Here is a 15281-nt window from a genome sequence, read left to right on the forward strand (position 1 = left end):
CTAAACTTCTTAAAATCGCACAAAGGTAAGCAAAGTTTTTGAAAATTAGAGGGATGGATACCTGAATTCTACAACGAGGCTATTTATGGCAACAATACCATCTTAACTGAAAATATCAGAAGTATAATATTCTCAGTCATTTTCTCTTCCCACAAGGCTTTGCTAATAGAATCAACTTCCTAGTAAACACGGAGAGCTTACTTTTAGGGAGCTAAAGTATTCTTTAAAATCCTCTCTGCCTCATTGCCTCAAACGTCAATACAGCTGTAGAGACCGACACATTGAGTGAATCAATTTTACCTCTCATCGGTATCTTTATGCGGGCATCAGCATTGTCGAGCCAAAAGTTTGTCAGCCCATCAGCTTCTGTACCCATGATAATTGCCGATGGAATGGTAAAGTCTGTATTTTGATACCATTGTGAAGCTCGTAATTCGGCTGCAAATGATTTTATTCCTTTACTCGCTAAGTAATTTAGAGCTTCTTGCGAAGAACAAACTGCGGTCTGCACCGTAAACAAACAACCTACGCTTGATCGTATAGCATTAGGATTATAAAGATCTGTGGCAGGATCGCAAACAATAACGGCATCGGCCCGTGCAGCATCTGCTGTTCGAAGTATTGCCCCAAGATTTCCGGGTTTCTCTACAGCTTCAAGTATTATAATAAATGGATTATCTGACAACTTCAGGTTCGCCAAAGTATGTATCTGAGGTCTGCCCAGAATTAATAATCCATCCGAACCTTCACGATAAGCTATCTTCTCAAAAACTGCATTCGATACTTCATATAGTTTATTTTCGGGAATATTATTAAGTACGCTTGGATATTCCGTTCTCTCGAAGAGATCAGGGCAGACGAAAACAGAATCAATCTCATAATTTGCCTTTAATGCAAGGCTTAATTCCCGAGCACCTTCTATTAAAAAAAGATTCTGCTCTTTACGTTCTTTACTTCTCGCAAGTTTTACAATATTCTTTATTCTGGAATTTTGAAGGCTTGTTATCTTTTCCATCTTTTGGTAATACAGTTATTGAAATGCAAAAATAGAGATTAATTATAGACAAAAGCCTGTTATTTTGTACCTTTGTATGCGAAAAATAAAAATAAAGAAGAAAATAGTTATACAAAACAGCAGATTCGAAAAGAGTACGCGCGTTTTATTTTACACAAAATAAGCTTTTTATAAATATGAAACATATCTGGATACTGCTGATGGGTATTCTTTCAATGGTAAGTTGTGGGTCAAAAGAACGAAATAGTGACGATAATGGAAATGAAACTGGCAGTATAAAGAAATATACAAGATTCAACGGGAATTACAATAAAACATTTGGTGATTTACAAGATTTACATATAGCAGCGGCTATGGCAAATGGAGTAGGTCCTTTAGTATCGAGAGCAGATACAGCATTATATGAAGGCAAGTTAATACGGATTCCAAATGAGCTTTCAATATATAAAATTGACAGATTGAAGCATTCGATGCCATTTCTTGTACCTAAAGCCGCAACTCTACTTTCTGATATATGTCTTAATTTTAGGGATTCGCTTATAAGTAAAAAGATGGCAATGTATAAACCTATTATTACAAGTATCACTCGTACAGATGATGATGTAACTGGTTTATCGAAAAGAAATAGAAACGCGAGTGAAAACTCAGCTCATAGATATGGAACAACTTTCGATATTGCATGGACACGTTTCGAAAAGATCGATTCTTCTGATCCACGAACACTTGATGATGGGAGGCTCAAAGCAATATTAGGCCAAGTTTTACATGATTTACGCGAACGGGACAGATGCTATATTAAGCACGAGCGGAAACAGTCTTGTTTTCATATTACAGTAAGATAATCGATAATTTACATGTTAGTAAATCAGTAAACTATCGAATTTATATATCAGCTAATTTACTAACGATAAAAGATGAAACGTTATTTTATATATCTGACATATAACGGAGAAAAGTATTGCGGCTGGCAAATTCAACCGAATGGGATGTCGGTACAGGAATCTCTTGAAAGTGCATTAGCTATTCTACTGCGAACACCTACCCCTATTGTTGGTGCAGGACGTACCGATGCAGGAGTGCATGCCCGTTTAATGACAGCTCATTTCGATAGCGAGCGAGATTTCGATCCAATTGAAATAACTAAAAGATTAAACAGCATTCTCCCTAAAGATATTTCTGTATACAAAGTAGTGGAAGTAAAGCCTGATGCCCATGCCCGTTTCGACGCGATATCAAGGCTGTACAAATACTACATTACAACCGTGAAAGATCCTTTCCTACATCATTTGAAATATAAGATCTTCGGAGATTTGGATATGGAAATGATGAATGCTTGTGCCAATATCTTGTTCGAATATGTGGACTTTACCAGTTTCAGTAAATTACATACTGACGTGAAGACAAATAACTGCAAAATAATGATCGCTAAATGGGAAAAGCAAGACAATGATTATATCTTCACCATCAAAGCAGACCGGTTTCTTCGCAATATGGTACGTTCTGTAGTAGGAACATTGCTTGAAGCAGGAAGGGGTAAAATAAGCATCGATGATATGCGCCAAATAATAGAAGCAAAAGACAGAGGAGCAGCTGGAACTTCAGTTCCCGCCCATGCCTTGTTTCTTGAAGAAGTAGAATATGATAACCATATATTTATATAGTTGATGAGTAAAAATCTTTTGAGCGGAAGAACTTTAAAGAATTTCATGGAAAGTGAAAAGTCCGGAGGACTAACGCTTATAATATGTACTTTGATTTCCATCCTTTTAGCCAACTCAAGCTTAGGACAGAGCTATCTTTCTGCTTGGAACTTCCATTTAGGGAGCCATTCGGTTGCCGAATGGATAAATGACGGACTAATGGCTATTTTCTTCCTACTAGTAGGTCTAGAGTTAATTCAAGAAATACATGAGGGAGAACTATCAAACCTAAAACGTGCCATGTTGCCTGTATCGGGTGCATTAGGAGGAATGATTATCCCGGCAGGAATATATATGGCATTCAACTTTGGCACAGACACCCATGCCGGCTTTGGAATACCTATGGCAACAGACATCGCCTTCGCCTTAGGAATATTATCGTTACTAGGTAATCGTGTTCCTACATCTCTCAAAGTATTTCTTACGGCATTGGCTGTTATAGACGATCTTGGAGCAATTGTTGTTATTGCAATATTCTATACAACATCTCTTTCGTGGATAAGTCTGCTCATTGCTCTAGCTATATTTGGGATACTGCTTCTGCTTAATAAGAAGTTTCATGTAACTAATATGATAATATATATCATTGGAGGTATAGCAATGTGGTATTTTATGCTCCATTCGGGCATACATGCGACTATAGCCGGCGTTTTATTCGCAATAACAATCCCATTCAAAAAAAGAGATCCCAAATGTCTGTCTAATAAGATGCAACATGCACTACACTACCCAGTAGCATTTATCATATTACCTCTATTTGCTTTAGCCAATACAGCAATGGTAATCGAGGGTAACTGGGATCAATCGATAGGCGAACCATTCGCTCTAGGCATACTATCAGGTCTGATAGTCGGAAAGCCGTTAGGCATAACCTTGTTCAGCTTTATTTCAGTCAAAAGTGGTCTTTGTTCACTGCCTAGAGGTGTAAAATGGAATGGGATGCTAGGAGCAGGTATGCTTGGTGGCATCGGGTTTACAATGTCTATATTCATCACCCTTCTCGCATTCAAAGGAGATGTACACTATATCAACGAGTCGAAGCTAATGATTTTATTGGCCTCTCTGGCTTCAGGTATTATCGGGTATACCTGGCTGAATTATGTTTTAAATAAAGAAAACAAACAATAAAACATGTGGTTAGTTCTTGCATTTGTTTCTGCATTCTTCTTGGGATGCTATGATATCAGCAAAAAGAAGTCGGTGCACAACAATGCAGTTATCCCTGTATTATTTCTCAATACATTATTTTGCTCCCTATTACTACTTCCTCTTGTTCTTATATCAAAAATATCGCCCGATGTATTATCCGGAACAATAGGATATGTACCTTCCGTTTCAGTTGAAACCCATGGATATATTTTCATAAAATCTGTTATTGTACTCACCTCATGGATATTCGGTTATTTTGCCATTAAGCACCTCCCTCTTACTATTACAGGGCCGATTAACGCTACACGCCCTGTCATGACCTTACTTGGAGCTCTATTTATATTTGGAGAGCGACTGAATCTTTATCAGTGGATAGGTGTGATAATAACGATTATATCTTTCTTCCTGTTATCACTCTCAGGAAAAAAAGAAGGTATCAGCTTCCATAAAAACAAATGGATATTTTTCATGATATTGGCTTCAATAGCTGGTGCAATTAGCGGATTGTACGATAAATATCTTATGCAGCGATTTAGTTCAACTGCCGTTCAATATTGGTTTAATACTTATCAATGCATACTGATGGGGATAATAATGATCATATTATGGTATCCTACGCGAACAAAGAATACACCTTTCCAATGGAGATGGAGCATTATATTAGTGTCCATATTCCTTACCATTGCAGATTTTGTCTACTTTTATGCACTGACGGATACTGATGCAATGATATCGATCGTTTCCATGGTAAGACGAAGTAGCGTCCTTGTATCTTTTGCCGGAGGAGTATTATTTTTCCATGAAAAAAACTTAAAAGGGAAAGCTATTGATCTCGCATTGATTGTAGTCGCAATGTTTTTCCTATATTTGGGGTCGAAATAATGGTTGAAACTCATTTGCAATCAAAGTGGGAAGACCTTAGGAAGTATCATATAATTATAACATATACTCATATTAGTAAAGTATGAAAAAAATCATATTCTCAATTATACTATTCATAACTACCCTAATCAATGTGTCAGGGCAAGAAATAGGAAGTGTCCTCCTTACCATGCCCGAAAACATTATATTGGGGTTGGAAGCTGCACAAAAAAACTTACTGATATCAAATCCTGATGACACAACTGAACTGAAAATAGATAGAGGTACTTTTTCAGAATTAAAAAGACTGGCTATTTCTGATGATTTCATTTCATTGCAAACATCTGAGGCAGGAACTACCCAGATAAAGTTATTACCATTGGTTAACGACTCGAAAATAATATGTGTAGTTAAAACAGTTTGCAATAAAATCTGCGACAGCCAAATACAATTTTACACTACAAAATGGCTTCCTATAGTGCAAGGAGACCTATTGCCTAAAATAAATAAGAGTATTTTTATAAAAACTGATATCGATCAAAACAACCAAGAATTTGAGAATGCCTACAAATATCTAGATATGAATCCAATAAAAGTCACATTATCTCCAACGGACAACTCTATGAAAATAGAGTACGATATAAAGAATTATCTGTCGGAAGAAGATTATAAAAAAATACAACCTTATCTGATCGAAGATCCTATAACCTTTACATGGGACAAAACATCATATAAAAGATAAGAGATTTATTTCGCTAATAAAACAAAGAGGAGGATCAAAAGATCCTCCTCTTTGTTTTATTCTTCGTGTTCTGCTACAATATCTTCATACTCCGGATGTCGTTGAATATATATCTTCGTATATGGACAAATAGGACATACTTTATATCCACTTTTACGAATATGATCCAACAGCGCTTTTGTCAAAGCAGCAGCAATCCCTCTACCTTCCAGACGCAATGGCACTTCGGTATGTGTGACCAGGAAAACATTTCCTCTCTTACGATAATCAACGAGAGATAACAAGCCTTCAACTTCTGTTTCGAAACGGCTTTTCTCTTCATTATGAATGATATTGTATTCCATAATTATTTTCCTCCAAAACTAAAACTTACAGGTATGTAAACGGGTGATGTTATAGGAGTATTTCCAATCTTAAATGTCGGCTTTAATTGTAACGTAACATTCGACTTCTTAGAACCGATACCTAAAAAATTCTTAGCTATTTCTGTAACGGCATCTTTCGAATTGTTTTTCATCAATGTAGCCAAATCTACTCCAATAGATAAAGGTAATGTTTGAGTCTGTCCCGAAGCAATATTCAATGTTTGATTTACCGATCCGGTAGTGAATTGAATATCATCAATACTGATAATATACTGTAACCCGTTCAACATTGCGGCTGACTCATTGGGATTCTTTACATCTAAATTCAGTGTGAAATTAAGGGGAATAGAAGTAGCTGAACCACTTAATATAGATGTAATTTTAGGGATGGACGTCAGGGATAATCCGTTTGAAAGATTCATACCCGAAACAGTCAACCCTGTAATTGACTTATAATTATACTCACAATTAATAAGATTATATGTGCTTGACAAGCCTTGTTGAATAGTATCGCAGCTAACCAAAGTAGTCACAACGAATAATAATGCTAAAATTCTCTTTTTCATTTCGTTTGATAATAATTTTATTTTGTAGTTTATGTATTTATTTTATTGTTACCATTGTTGCACCATAACCGTATTCTCGAAAAGATGCATCCTGAAAATAGGCTGATTTATAATTTGTACTGAGTTCTTTTAGTATGTTTTTTTTTAAAATTCCATCTCCTTTACCATGTATAAACACGATCTTTTGACCTTTATTCTTCCTATTCTCATCCATTACTTCACGAACTTTTGTCAACTGATACTCTAGAATATCACTGGAAGATAAACCATTTGTATTATCTAAAAGTTCATTAGCATGCAAATCTATTTCGAGAATACTGTTTGTAGCCTTTTTTACTATTGGTTGTATACGAGGACGTTGTTCCTTTTGCTTTATAGCCATTTCTATCTCTTCAGCCCAAATCACCAATTCTTTCTCAGCCAAATCACGGCGTACCATTGGATATATGATTGCCTCATCTTCAAAATAATCATTCTCTTTAAAACTATGCAATTTATAGAACTTAACAGTATCCAGATGCAGTTCTACTGAATATGAGTTTTTAAGAGTAAAACGCCTATCTTTCTTATATGCAAAAAACTGCAAGCAAATACGTTCCAAATCATTCAGTTCCGCTTTATTAAACTCTTCAAGAAACAGTCTGGTATTTGGCTCTATTATTCCTATATTTCTGCTCAACCACCCTTCATCACTTCTTGTCATGTAGTTATATGACAAATAATAATTACTATCGTTTATCAAATAACATTCAAAGTTAGTAGTACTAAGACTCTTTATATCTATTGGCAAGTAAGCCAAAAACACAGATAGTTGTTCCCCCTCTTTAGTTTCTTCTACTTTATATTCTTCAATACCATTCGTTCTATTGCTTTGCTGTACATCCACCGTCGGCTTTGAACTCTGGCGCACTTGTGCATCATTAGCAGGTTCTATTACTACACATTCGCGAATAAGAACTGGAATATCAAACCCTTCTTCATCCTCAACCAATGCGATATCTTTACCTTGAAACCCTTTCACGACACCACCTCCCGTAGTATTTAGAAAGCGGACTTTATCTCCTGTCTTCATAATTCCTAATTATTCTTGTTAACCTCTCCTGAAGCTTTTTTATTCGCACAAAGTTGCTTATTTTTGTCGGATAAAAAAAACAAAAGTGGACGTATCTATTTCCCAAGATATTCGTATCGAAGATTATAATTATGATTTACCGGATAGCCGGATAGCGAAGTATCCTTTATCAAAACGAGACAGTTCAAAACTTCTTGTCTATAGAGATGGAGAAATCACAGATGCTCATTTCAGTGATCTGCCTTCTTTTCTCCCCGAAAATAGTTTAATGATTTTTAATAATACAAAGGTTATTCAGGCACGTCTCCACTTTCAAAAAATAACAGGAGCCCAAATAGAAATATTCTGCTTGGAACCACATACCCCGAATGACTATTTACTCAATTTTCAACAGACTGAATATTGCTCTTGGGTTTGCCTTATAGGCAATCTGAAAAAATGGAAAGATGGTGAACTTGTTAAGGAAATAGATGTAAATGGGCAAAAGATAATAATCAGTGCAAACAGGTTACAATCGCTCGTAGACACTCATACTGTAGAATTTAGGTGGAATAATCCTCAAATTACTTTTTCCGAGATACTTGAAGCGATTGGAGAATTGCCTATACCTCCTTATTTAAACAGAGATACCGAAGAACAAGATAAAGAAACATATCAAACTATATATTCGAAAGTAGACGGTTCGGTTGCGGCTCCAACAGCCGGATTACACTTTACTCCAGAAGTTTTTGAATCTCTAAAGAAAAAGGGTATAAAGACGGATGAAGTTACATTGCATGTAGGCGCAGGAACATTCAGACCTGTAAAATCTGAACAAATAAAAGACCATGTAATGCACTCCGAATTTATCTCGGTAAAAAAAGAAGTAATAGAAAAACTGCTAAGCCATACAGGAAAGGTAATCGCAGTAGGTACTACATCTGTGCGCACACTGGAAAGCCTATACCATATAGGCACTTTGCTTGAAAAAGAAGAAAATCCTTCAACCCTAAAAGTAATGCAGTGGCAACCGTATAGAGAAAACTCAAATAAAATATTATCTACTGAAAAAGCCCTATCTAATATTATTTCGTACTTGGATAGAAACAATCTGAATACACTTATTGCTGAGACTCAAATCATTATTACTCCCGGATATGCATATCAAATAGTGGATGGAATTGTGACTAATTTTCACCAACCGAAAAGTACTCTTCTCTTGCTTGTATCTGCTTTTGTGGATGAAGATGGTGCTACTCCTAGCCGTAATAGTTGGCAAGGTATATATAAACACGCTCTAGATAATAATTATCGTTTCTTAAGTTATGGAGACAGTTCTCTATTATTAAAAGAATAAAAGATGAAAAAAACAATCTCATATATCACCTTAACTATTGTAATCGTAGGTATAGCTGTAGCTGCTTATGGATACAGCATTATAAATACTGGATTTGATATAAAAAAAACTACTTATATCTATATAGACGAAAGAAAAGATTATAACATCCTCTTGAAAGAGCTAAAAGATAGTGCAAAGATAGAAAGTATATCCAGTTTTGAAATATTGGCATCTACTATGGGTTATAAAGGTAATCTTAGAACAGGTCGCTATGCCGTAACTCCCGATATGAATATACTTACATTCATCCGAAATCTACGAAGTGGGCATCAAGCACCTATAAATATCACCTTTAACAACATCCGAACCAAAGAAGATTTTTCGGAGCGTATCTCCAACCAATTGATGATAGATGAAGAAAAGTTATTATCTACGCTAAAGAATCCCGAAAAGTGTAATACATTCGGTTTTACCACAGAAACCATAATTGCAATGTTTATACCTAACACTTATCAATTCTATTGGGATATTAGCCTAGATAGTTTTCTGCAACGAATGAATAAAGAATATAACAAATACTGGAACGAAGATCGTCTAGCTAAGGCCAAGACAATAAATTTGTCCTCTATCGAAGTATCAACTCTGGCTTCAATCGTTGAAGAAGAATGTACCTATACAGATGAATACCCTATCGTAGCAGGACTATATCTCAACCGACTTCAGTTAGGTCAGGCTTTACAGGCAGATCCAACCGTGAAGTTTGCTGTAGGAGACTTCTCTTTACGTAGAATATTAAACAAACATTTAGAAATTGATTCACCATACAATACATATAAGTATAGTGGTCTTCCCCCAGGACCAATTCGCATGCCTTCGATCAAAGGTCTTGAAGCAGTATTGAATCATGCAACACACGACTATTTATATATGTGTGCCAAAGAAGATTTCTCGGGAAGGCATAATTTTGCTAAAACATTCTCCGAACACCAGAGAAATGCATCCCTATACAGAAACGAATTAAACAAAAGAGGAATAAAATAAGGATTTATTAAAAGGCTTTATCATCTCCTTTTATTGCGTTAGCGACTGTTAGATAAATAATCTTCAAGTCGAGAAAGAAAGTCCAGTTCTCGAGATACCACACGTCTTTTTTTACTCGCTCTTCCATTTCTTCAACCATCTTTGTCTCACCTCTGCAGCCAGTTACTTGTGCCCACCCAGTAATACCAGGTTTTACAAGATGTCGTACCATGAATTTATCAATCAGGGAGCTATAAAGGTCAGTATGCTGTAACATATGCGGACGAGGGCCTACTACTGACATATCATTTTTAAGGACATTAATAAACTGCGGAAGTTCATCGATACTCGTCTTTCGCATAAAATGGCCTATCTTAGTGACTCTAGGATCACCTTCTACTGCTTGTTTTTTATTTGCGTCGGAATTCAGACGCATCGATCGGAATTTATAACAGTAAAATTCTTTTCCTTTAATTCCTGTTCTCTTTTGTTTAAAAAATACCGGGCCTGGAGATGTCCATTTAATGACTGCACCGAAAATAAGATATATAAATGGGAAAATAAGACTTAGAACCAGTATAGAAAAAATTAGATCGAAACATCTTTTAAAAAATCTATTCGAGAAATGCTGCAAAGGCTCATACCGTAAACTCAAAACCGGAGTAGACTCTATAAAATGTAAGGTAAAACGACGTTTTATATATTTATGAAACTCGGGCACCATATAGAATCGAATCATGTTATTTTCAGAGAACTTTATTAAGTCATATATTAGGTCGTCTTGGCTACCCGGTAATGTACAAAATATCTCATCGACCCTTACAGATTCTGCATATGATTTTACGTCGGACGTCTTTCCTAAATAATTAGGAAGTTCTTCTTTTTTTTCTATATTATCATCAAAAAAACCCAACACCTTATATCCAAAATCACTGCCTATCAATGATTTATACACCTTAATCGCATTTACTCCACCACCTACAATAATTACTTGTCTGTAATTATAACCTTTCCTCCTATATGATTTCAACAAGATTCTGAATAACACATGCCATCCTATAAATAACGTACCTAAAATAAAGAAAATGATGATCCATGGAAGAATAGGTATATTTATTATTTTGAAAATAGAGAGACCGGCGGTCAATAAAACTGCATAAAGAGTAATAAATCCGGAAGATTGCTGCACAATCTTATCTAAATATGCAACATTAGATGCGATACGAAAACGAATAAACGAAGAAGTAATAAAATAGCAAAGGTTAATCAACAAAAAAGATATAACTTTCTCCCTATAATGTAGGCTTTCAGGGATTAAGTCTTCCCGAAGGAAGATCCAATAAGATATCAAAAAGAACACATTTATCAAGAATAAGTCTCCAAAACGGATTATCCAATCAATGAGATATCCGTATCCTTCTCTCCGTTCCTTTACATTCATAGTTCAATTAGCAATCAATTAGTACAAATATAATATTTAGTTCTCAGATTCTTTACTTATTATTCTATTTCTGTAAATCATGAATAACGTAGCAACTGACAATATTAAGCTAATTATTATAAACGGGGCATTTTGCCCAAGCTCTAAATTTTCCATTTGATCGAATTCCGGAGTGCCATAATATATATACATCAATATTACATTAATAGCATTATGAGCCGTGTGCACTATTACCGGAACCCAGATACTACCTAACCAAATAAATAGGTAACCAAGTAATGCCCCTAACAACACCCGAGGTACAAATCCATAAAATTGAAAATGTACTGCACTAAAGATAATAGCAGTAATCCAAATTGCAACATGGCGATTAACAAAGGCTTTTTGTATTATTTGTTGTATACATCCCCTGAAAAATAACTCCTCTCCCAAACCTGCGACAATTGCAAGAACTAAAAGATTAAAGACTAGCCCAAATATAGTTTTATCCGTAAACAATAATTTTAGTGATTTCTGTGCAGAATCTTCACTTGCACGCATCCATTGCTCGATTGAAGCCATTGAATCAGGTAAAACCAACTGCTGGTTATAATAACTTATTGAATTAATAAGAGGTTGTGCGACTATTATAAATATGATTGCAATAAATAATAAAAGATAATTGGTATCGACATCCACCTTCAAGTAATGTTTAGGCTTTTCCTGGCATAAATATGTAAATAATAACGCAGGAATAACAAATAAGAAAATCGTCTGGATTGCCATTGCCAATCTCATCGAATTAGCAGAATTCATCATCTGATCCATGGACATGGTCATTAAAATAATGAAAGAAGCCAACATTAAACCGGTAAAAGATAAAAAACAGAGAAAGAAAAACTGCGACCAGCCTCCCATGTTATATAATATGCTTTTATTGTTACTCATAACTTTATTCTTTGTTTATTACCCTAAGAACACTAATACCTGTACAGCTCTTGGAATCTTTACAATAATTCAATAATGTCTTATCTTCAATCACAACCTTTTTATACTTACTTGAAGCATGAATAAAATGCAATTCTTTTTCTTGCCAATAAGCAATTCCTATATGAGAATAGTCAAGGCCATTTACAGAAGTTGCGAATACAACAATATCTCCGTTTTTTATTTTATCCTGATTTTGATTGATTTTGTCCAATGGAAGTATTTCATAAACATTTCTTTCTCTGATATTCTTCTCAATCCTCTTAAGCTTATTTACATTTTGAGGATTATCTTTCAAATGCTTATATAACTGTGGTTTCAGCGTCATAAAGTTTATATCTTTCCGTACGCCTTCTCCTCCAATTTGTTTACTTATATTCTTCAAGACTCCACGTTTTTCATTTTCGAAAATCCAATCACTGGTATAATGCAAACGAGAGGTATAACCATCGATAAGACCATTTCTATAACGCATTAATTGTAGTGTTTGTAAATAATTATTATATGAATGGTCTCCCGACTTAATTACCTCTGACAAAACAATACAATTTTCAACAAAAGTTGTACAATCGAACTCTCGCAAATTTATGGTTAATTGTTCCTCATCGTGCAATTCTAATGTAGATGCAACATATGGCCTACCCAAGAAGTATTTAGCGGTAGAAATAATTAGTTCATTCAATGGCTTATTTACCTCCTGCGAGAATTCTTCTACATATGTCTCAAATATTTGCTTGTCAGCTTGAGTGCATATAATATCTTCAGCATAGACCTGACCAGAAAAGGTCAAGAATAAAAAAACGAATATGAACAACTTCAATTTTTTCGACATTATACTATTTAGCTTAGTCCAATCACATTACCATCAACAATATCAATATATTTAGCCTGAGGGTCTGCAGGTAATCCTGGCATACGCATAATATTACCTGCTATAGCAACAACAAATTCAGCTCCATTGTTTATTATAAGGTCACTTATTGTTAAAGAAAATTCTTTTGGCGTCCCATAAGCATGTGCATTGTCCGAAAAAGAGTACTGAGTTTTAGCAATACACACCGGATAATGAGCCACCCCTAGCCTCTCTACCAAAGCAAGTTTCTTTGCAGCCCTAGCTTCGAATTTTACAGACGCTGCACCGTATATTTGCTGTGCAATTTTATTGATCTTAGATTCGATAGAATCTTCCTCCTTGTACGTAAACCGAAGTTGCTGTGAAGGTTTTTTATCTATTGCCTCAACAACCATTTTGGCGAAAGACTCCGATCCTTCTCCACCATGAGCAAACGATTCGTTCAATGCAAACAAAACTCCTTGGTCTTCACAATGACTTGCAATAAGAGACAATTCTTCATCCGAATCGAAATTATATTTATTCAGAGCAACAAGAATATTTTGCCCGAATGATTTCATATTCTGAATATGCTTATCCAAATTAGCAAAGCCTCTTTTTAGCCCCTCTATATTTTTATTCTTAATCTCAGACAAAGGAACATTACCATGCATTTTCAATGCCTGAGTAGTAGCTACAATAATAGTAAGTTTAGGAGAAACGCCTGCCTTACGACATTTAATATTAAAGAATTTTTCAGCTCCCAGATCAGCTCCGAATCCAGCTTCTGTAACAACATAATCGGCATAAGACATAGCCATTTTAGTTGCTATTACCGAATTACAACCATGAGCTATATTGGCAAATGGCCCCCCATGAATTATTGCTGCCGAATGTTCGGTAGTTTGCACTAAGTTAGGATTTATCGCATCTTTAAGCAATACCGTAATTGCACCTGCAACTCCTAGATCTTTAACCGTAAAGGGATCTCCATTAACAAGATAGCCTAGAATTATATTCCCGACACGTCTCTTCAAGTCATCTATATCTTTCGACAGGCAAAGTATTGCCATTATTTCAGATGCCGGAGTTATTTCAAATCCACTTTCGGCAGGAGTACCGTTCTCAGAACCATTTAGTCCAGTTACAACATATCTGAGATTTCTATCATTGACATCAAGCACTCTTTTCCAAACTACCTCTTTAAGATATTGATCTGTTCCTTTATTTCTATATAAATAATTATCTAATAAGGCTGTTATCATGTTGTGTGCAGAAGTAATTGCATGAAAGTCTCCCGTAAAATGAAGATTAATATCTTCCATTGGAAGAACCTGAGCATAACCTCCGCCAGCGGCACCTCCTTTCATTCCAAAGCAAGGGCCTAAAGATGGTTCTCGCAATGCTACAATAACTTTCTTTCCTATTCTGTTCAATCCTAAAGCCAAACCTATAGACGTTGTTGTTTTTCCAATACCAGCTTTTGTAGGAGTAATTGCTGTAACTAAAATAAGATTACTTTGTTTTATCTTTTTTTCATCTATAAGCGATACAGGTATCTTCGCAATATATTTACCATAGTTATGTATCTCCTCTGTATCGACCCCTATTTTTGCTGCTATATCTGAGATATTATTTAATTTAATACTTGAAGCTATTTCTATATCTGTTTTCATTTATTTTTATTATTGCTATTTAAGGACAGCAAAGATACAATTTTTTATAATTCAAATTACCTTTTATTTTAGCCACAAACTAACTACATAAAACGAATTAGGACACCACCTAAAGGTAGTGCCCTAATTCTAAAATTCTTCCGATAATTCAGTTACAATATTATTGCAACCTTTTAAGACGATATAATAACTGCTGAATAGCTTCTTGATAGTCGTCAATTATTGCCTGAGTAAATGCTTCTGCAAATAACTCTCTCTGACTTTCAGTATATTTAAAAAACTCTTCTGCATGCTTAACAATATCAGAAGGATTCTTTGTTTCAGGAATAACAATATCCAGATCCCCTTTAAGAGCATACGATGTTTCCACTAAACGGTCTGTCACATCAAGAAGATCACCAAGTGCCTGGTCTAAAGCAATGTGTTGAGAATAACTTCCTTTTCCTGTTATATGCCAATGATAAAGCTTCAAACTACTATTGAATGAAAATACCTTACCGAGGAAAATACCAATTTCTGCATTCAATGTTGCAGAACCTTTTTCTTTTAATGTAGATG

At 35.2% G+C, this 15281-nt stretch carries 16 protein-coding genes; 7 read left to right on the forward strand and 9 right to left on the reverse strand.

Going from position 1 to position 15281, the window contains the following annotated elements:
- Positions 1-223: 223 nt before the first annotated feature.
- On the reverse strand, positions 224-1015 hold the full coding sequence (locus JGH11_RS08085; RefSeq protein WP_201111073.1) for an RNA methyltransferase: 792 nt from the start codon (positions 1013-1015) through the stop codon (positions 224-226).
- A 176-nt stretch (positions 1016-1191) separates the two neighbouring features.
- Between JGH11_RS08085 and JGH11_RS08090 the strand changes: the two genes are divergently transcribed.
- The 5 genes from JGH11_RS08090 to JGH11_RS08110 all read left to right on the forward strand — a co-directional run bounded on the left by JGH11_RS08090 (position 1192) and on the right by JGH11_RS08110 (position 5467).
- Positions 1192-1857: a DUF5715 family protein gene (locus JGH11_RS08090; RefSeq protein ID WP_201111074.1), complete on the forward strand. Its 666-nt coding sequence runs from the start codon at positions 1192-1194 to the stop codon at positions 1855-1857.
- Between the two features lie 72 nt (positions 1858-1929).
- Complete coding sequence (truA, locus tag JGH11_RS08095; RefSeq protein WP_201111075.1) at positions 1930-2676, forward strand: tRNA pseudouridine(38-40) synthase TruA; 747 nt, start codon at positions 1930-1932, stop codon at positions 2674-2676.
- A gap of 3 nt (positions 2677-2679) precedes the next feature.
- Complete coding sequence (gene nhaA / locus JGH11_RS08100; RefSeq protein ID WP_201111076.1) at positions 2680-3843, forward strand: Na+/H+ antiporter NhaA; 1164 nt, start codon at positions 2680-2682, stop codon at positions 3841-3843.
- Between the two features lie 3 nt (positions 3844-3846).
- A complete protein-coding gene (locus JGH11_RS08105) occupies positions 3847-4746 on the forward strand; it encodes a DMT family transporter (protein WP_201111077.1) in 900 nt (299 codons plus the stop codon).
- Positions 4747-4828: 82 nt separating this feature from the next.
- Positions 4829-5467: a DUF3256 family protein gene (locus tag JGH11_RS08110; RefSeq protein WP_201111078.1), complete on the forward strand. Its 639-nt coding sequence runs from the start codon at positions 4829-4831 to the stop codon at positions 5465-5467.
- A gap of 56 nt (positions 5468-5523) precedes the next feature.
- On the opposite strand, the gene JGH11_RS08115 is transcribed toward JGH11_RS08110, so the two are convergent.
- From JGH11_RS08115 to JGH11_RS08125, 3 genes are read right to left on the reverse strand one after another with little or no spacing between them, the layout of a single operon-like run.
- A complete protein-coding gene (locus JGH11_RS08115) occupies positions 5524-5811 on the reverse strand; it encodes a GNAT family N-acetyltransferase (protein ID WP_201111079.1) in 288 nt (95 codons plus the stop codon).
- Positions 5812-5813: 2 nt separating this feature from the next.
- Positions 5814-6398: an LEA type 2 family protein gene (locus JGH11_RS08120; RefSeq protein WP_201111080.1), complete on the reverse strand. Its 585-nt coding sequence runs from the start codon at positions 6396-6398 to the stop codon at positions 5814-5816.
- Positions 6399-6435: 37 nt separating this feature from the next.
- Positions 6436-7470, reverse strand: coding sequence for a DUF2027 domain-containing protein (locus JGH11_RS08125; protein WP_201111081.1), 1035 nt, complete (start codon positions 7468-7470; stop codon positions 6436-6438).
- Between the two features lie 85 nt (positions 7471-7555).
- Between JGH11_RS08125 and queA the strand changes: the two genes are divergently transcribed.
- A complete protein-coding gene (queA, locus tag JGH11_RS08130; RefSeq protein WP_201111082.1) occupies positions 7556-8806 on the forward strand; it encodes a tRNA preQ1(34) S-adenosylmethionine ribosyltransferase-isomerase QueA in 1251 nt (416 codons plus the stop codon).
- Between the two features lie 3 nt (positions 8807-8809).
- Positions 8810-9829: an endolytic transglycosylase MltG gene (gene mltG / locus JGH11_RS08135; protein WP_201111083.1), complete on the forward strand. Its 1020-nt coding sequence runs from the start codon at positions 8810-8812 to the stop codon at positions 9827-9829.
- Positions 9830-9836: 7 nt separating this feature from the next.
- On the opposite strand, the gene JGH11_RS08140 is transcribed toward mltG, so the two are convergent.
- The 5 genes from JGH11_RS08140 to JGH11_RS08160 form a co-directional block, all read right to left on the reverse strand.
- The gene (locus JGH11_RS08140; RefSeq protein ID WP_201111084.1) at positions 9837-11249 is read right to left on the reverse strand and encodes an undecaprenyl-phosphate glucose phosphotransferase; all 1413 of its coding nucleotides are present in this window, start codon (positions 11247-11249) and stop codon (positions 9837-9839) included.
- 36 nt (positions 11250-11285) lie between these two features.
- Positions 11286-12176 (reverse strand): CPBP family intramembrane glutamic endopeptidase, encoded by an 891-nt coding sequence (locus JGH11_RS08145; RefSeq protein ID WP_201111085.1) that lies wholly within the window; start codon positions 12174-12176, stop codon positions 11286-11288.
- A 4-nt stretch (positions 12177-12180) separates the two neighbouring features.
- On the reverse strand, positions 12181-13047 hold the full coding sequence (locus JGH11_RS08150) for an N-acetylmuramoyl-L-alanine amidase-like domain-containing protein (RefSeq protein WP_201111086.1): 867 nt from the start codon (positions 13045-13047) through the stop codon (positions 12181-12183).
- An 8-nt stretch (positions 13048-13055) separates the two neighbouring features.
- The gene (locus JGH11_RS08155; RefSeq protein WP_201111087.1) at positions 13056-14723 is read right to left on the reverse strand and encodes a formate--tetrahydrofolate ligase; all 1668 of its coding nucleotides are present in this window, start codon (positions 14721-14723) and stop codon (positions 13056-13058) included.
- A 160-nt stretch (positions 14724-14883) separates the two neighbouring features.
- On the reverse strand, positions 14884-15281 hold a 398-nt coding region (locus JGH11_RS08160; protein WP_201111088.1), incomplete at its 5' end, for a DUF5856 family protein.

The organism is Dysgonomonas sp. Marseille-P4677 (assembly GCF_016652235.1).
In the GTDB taxonomy this organism is placed as follows: domain Bacteria; phylum Bacteroidota; class Bacteroidia; order Bacteroidales; family Dysgonomonadaceae; genus Dysgonomonas.

Coding starts and splice junctions, on each gene's coding strand:
- JGH11_RS08085 (WP_201111073.1), bottom strand. CDS start 1,015: ATGGAAAAGATAACAAGCCTTCAAAATTCCAGAATAAAGAATATTGTA.
- JGH11_RS08090 (WP_201111074.1), top strand. CDS start 1,192: ATGAAACATATCTGGATACTGCTGATGGGTATTCTTTCAATGGTAAGT.
- truA (WP_201111075.1), top strand. CDS start 1,930: ATGAAACGTTATTTTATATATCTGACATATAACGGAGAAAAGTATTGC.
- nhaA (WP_201111076.1), top strand. CDS start 2,680: ATGAGTAAAAATCTTTTGAGCGGAAGAACTTTAAAGAATTTCATGGAA.
- JGH11_RS08105 (WP_201111077.1), top strand. CDS start 3,847: ATGTGGTTAGTTCTTGCATTTGTTTCTGCATTCTTCTTGGGATGCTAT.
- JGH11_RS08110 (WP_201111078.1), top strand. CDS start 4,829: ATGAAAAAAATCATATTCTCAATTATACTATTCATAACTACCCTAATC.
- JGH11_RS08115 (WP_201111079.1), bottom strand. CDS start 5,811: ATGGAATACAATATCATTCATAATGAAGAGAAAAGCCGTTTCGAAACA.
- JGH11_RS08120 (WP_201111080.1), bottom strand. CDS start 6,398: ATGAAAAAGAGAATTTTAGCATTATTATTCGTTGTGACTACTTTGGTT.
- JGH11_RS08125 (WP_201111081.1), bottom strand. CDS start 7,470: ATGAAGACAGGAGATAAAGTCCGCTTTCTAAATACTACGGGAGGTGGT.
- mltG (WP_201111083.1), top strand. CDS start 8,810: ATGAAAAAAACAATCTCATATATCACCTTAACTATTGTAATCGTAGGT.
- JGH11_RS08140 (WP_201111084.1), bottom strand. CDS start 11,249: ATGAATGTAAAGGAACGGAGAGAAGGATACGGATATCTCATTGATTGG.
- JGH11_RS08145 (WP_201111085.1), bottom strand. CDS start 12,176: ATGAGTAACAATAAAAGCATATTATATAACATGGGAGGCTGGTCGCAG.
- JGH11_RS08150 (WP_201111086.1), bottom strand. CDS start 13,047: ATGTCGAAAAAATTGAAGTTGTTCATATTCGTTTTTTTATTCTTGACC.
- JGH11_RS08155 (WP_201111087.1), bottom strand. CDS start 14,723: ATGAAAACAGATATAGAAATAGCTTCAAGTATTAAATTAAATAATATC.